The sequence below is a fragment of the Streptomyces cahuitamycinicus genome, assembly GCF_002891435.1.
In the GTDB taxonomy this organism is placed as follows: Bacteria; Actinomycetota; Actinomycetes; order Streptomycetales; family Streptomycetaceae; genus Streptomyces; species Streptomyces cahuitamycinicus.
In genome coordinates, this window is the sequence record NZ_POUC01000662.1 from 1 (window position 1) to 3,014 (window position 3,014).

1 protein-coding gene and 2 pseudogenes are annotated in these 3,014 nt (G+C 69.6%); all 3 read right to left on the reverse strand.

All coding sequences use genetic code 11. The features are described from left to right. A pseudogene (locus C1J00_RS41175) lies at positions 1–212 on the reverse strand (glycoside hydrolase family 32 protein); the annotation flags it as partial. 157 nt (positions 213–369) lie between these two features. Further along, positions 370–2,667 (reverse strand): glycoside hydrolase family 3 N-terminal domain-containing protein, encoded by a 2,298-nt coding sequence (locus C1J00_RS41180; protein WP_102913946.1) that lies wholly within the window; start codon positions 2,665–2,667, stop codon positions 370–372. Between the two features lie 167 nt (positions 2,668–2,834). Then, positions 2,835–3,014, reverse strand: a pseudogene (locus C1J00_RS41185) (carbohydrate ABC transporter permease); the annotation flags it as partial.

Here is a 3,014-nt window from a genome sequence, read left to right on the forward strand (position 1 = left end):
AGGGCGATCGGCAGCGGCTCCCAGGTCAGCAGGTCGGGGCTGCGGAAGTGGCCCCAGTGCATGTTCGCGTGGGTCGCTCCGGACGGGTTGTACTGGTAGCACACGTGGTAGTAGCCGTCGTGGAAGACCAGCCCGTTGGGGTCGTTGATCCAGTTGCGGGGCGGGCGCAGGTGCGCCACGGGGCAGTGCGGATCGCGGGGTGGGATGGACACACGCGCGCCTTTCGGTGTGGCAGGGAGCCCGCCCCGCCGGCCCTCTGATCGGCGGGGCGGCGGGCCGGCGGGGCGGGGGTCTTCGAGGCCACCCGCGGCCTTCGTGTCCGGATACGGCCTTCAGGTCCGGACGCGGGATCATGTCTGGCTGCGGGCTTCAGGTCCGGATGCGGAATTCCACGCTCAGCTGCTGCTCCCGTCGTGAGCTGGGGCCGACGTGGAGTGCGAACTCACCAGGTTCGACGACGCGGCGGTTGTCGGCCGTGACGAGTGAGCAGTGCGCGGCAGGGACGCTGATGTCGACGTCCCGGATTTCGCCGGGAGCGATCTCCACCTGGGTGAAGCCCTTCAGCTCCTGCTCGGCCCAAGTGACGCTGGTAGTCAGGTCGCTGATGTACGCCTGGACCGTTTCCAGGGCCGGACGGCTGCCGCTGTTGGTGAGTCGGACCGTCGCGTTGACGGTGCCGTCAGCGGTGACCTCCTGGTCGTGCACGACCAGGTCGGTGTAGGTGACGGTGGTGTAGGTGAGGCCCTCGCCGAACGCGAACAGGGGGTCCTGGGTGAGATCCGCGTAGCGGCTCCCGTGCTGGCCTCGCACCTGGTTGTAGAAGACCGGTTGTTGGCCGACGTGACGGGCGAAGGAGACCGGGAGCCGGCCGCTGGGTTCGACGAGTCCGAGGAGGAGTTCGGCGACGGCGCGGCCACCGCGCATGCCCGGGTTGAACGCCTCGATGAGAGCTGCGGCGTTGAGTGCCGAGTCCGGGAGGGTGCTCGGCTTGGACTGGGCGAGTACGACGATCATCGGTGTGCCGGTGGCGGCGACCGCGTCCAGCAGGGTGATCTGGCCCCCTTGGAGGTCGAGCGTGGCCGTGGAGCGCACCTCGCCGGTGAGAGCGATGGTGTCCCCCACGACCACGACGGCGTAGTCGGCGGCCTCCGCCGCGGCCGTAGCCTCCCGAAGCTGGGCCTGGTCGACCGGGGCGGGGGTGAAAACGGCCGGCTGCGGTTGGCCGTCGGGCCCCAGGGACCACTCGGAGTTGGAGGCGGGGCTTTCGATGTCGGCTCCGCGGGCGTACGTGATGGTCCAGTCGGCCGGCGCGACGGCGCGCAAACCGTCGAGCACCGTCTCCACCGACTCGCGTGGATGTCCTTCGGGCATCCACGGGACCTGGCCGGTGGCACCCGCCCAGTCGCCGAGCATGGCTTGCGTGCTGTCGGCGTTGGGGCCGATGACCGCGATCGTCCGCGCCTTGTCCCGGCTCACGGCGCGCCCCGTTCCGTCCGACGTCAGCCCGCCCTCGAGGGGCAGGATCCCGTCGTTGCGCAGCAGCACCAGGGAGCGTCGGGCGGTCTCGAGGTTGAGGTCGGCGTGTTCGCGGCAGCCGATCACCCGCGCCTGCCGCTCCGGGTCGGGGATGCGAGGGTCCTCGAAGAGCCCGAGCTCGAACTTCAGCCGCAGAACCCGCCGTACCGCGTCATCGATCTGCTTCTCCTCGACCAGGCCGCGGGCGACCGCTTCCTGGGCGCCCTCGAAGAACTGCGGTGTGGCCATGACGAGGTCGTTCCCGGAGTTGACGGCGACCGCCGCCGCTTCGGCGTGGTCGGCGCAGGTCCGCTGGTCGTAGACCATCCGGCCGACGTTGTCCCAGTCGGTCACCAGCGTCCCGGTGAAGCCCCACTCGCCCTTGAGTACATCGTTGATCAGCCACTCATTGGCGGTGATGGGCACGCCGTCGATCGACTGGTACCCGAGCATGAAGCCGCGGCAGCCGGCCCGGGCCGCCTGCTCGAACGGGGGTAGGAACCACGAGCGCAGCTTGCGCGGGCTGAGATCGGCTTCGCTCGCGTCGCGCCCACCCAGGGTTTCGGAGTAGCCCGCGAAGTGCTTGGCGTACGCCAGCACGGCCGTCGTGTCGCTGAGCCCTTCCCCCTGGTAGCCGCGCACCATCGCCGCCCCGAGTTCACCGATCAGGAACGGGTCCTCGCCGAACGTCTCGTTGATCCGGCCCCAGCGCAGGTCCCGGGTGATGCACAGCACCGGGGAGAACGTCCCGTGGATTCCGGTCGCCGCGATCTCGGTCGCGGCGACACGTGCCACCCGGTGGAGCAAGGCGGGGTCCCAGGTGCAGGCCATGGCCAGCTGGGTCGGGAAGATGGTCGCGCCCGGCCAGAACGAGTGGCCGTGGATGCCGTCGTCGGCTGTCAGCAGCGGGATGCCGAGTCGTGTCTGTCGGGCCAGATCCATGGCCTGCGGCATGAGGTCGGGAGACACATGCAGGACTGCCCCGGCCAGCTTGGCCGACACGATGTCCGCCAGGTCCCCGTGTTGTGCGTCGAGCATCAGCAGCTGCCCGACCTTCTCCGGCAGGGTCATCCGGGACAGCAAGTCGTCGGTTCTCGCTTCCACGGACGCTTCCGGATCCAGGTACGCGGCAGAGTGGACCGGCTGTCCCACGGTGTTCTCCAAGAGATGAGTCGTCACAGATCAGAGAGTTGATGGGCGACGGTGAGTGCTTCGTCGCGCGAGCGTTGCCGCCCGGCGCGGCGGGGCGCGCGTGCCGTCCGTCCGCCGCTCTGGGCGGGACCGGTACGGCATGGAGCGGCGGGGCGGGAGCCGGGGTGTCACTTCAGGCCGGTGGTGGCGATGCCCGCCACGAACTGTCGCTGGAAGAGCAGGAAGACGATCATCACCGGCAGCAGAACGACCATGGCGCCGGCGAGCAGGATGCCGAAGCGGGTGAAGGTTTGTCCGCTGCTGGCCAGTGCAAGGCCGACGGGGAGGGTGTACTGGCTCTCGTTCTG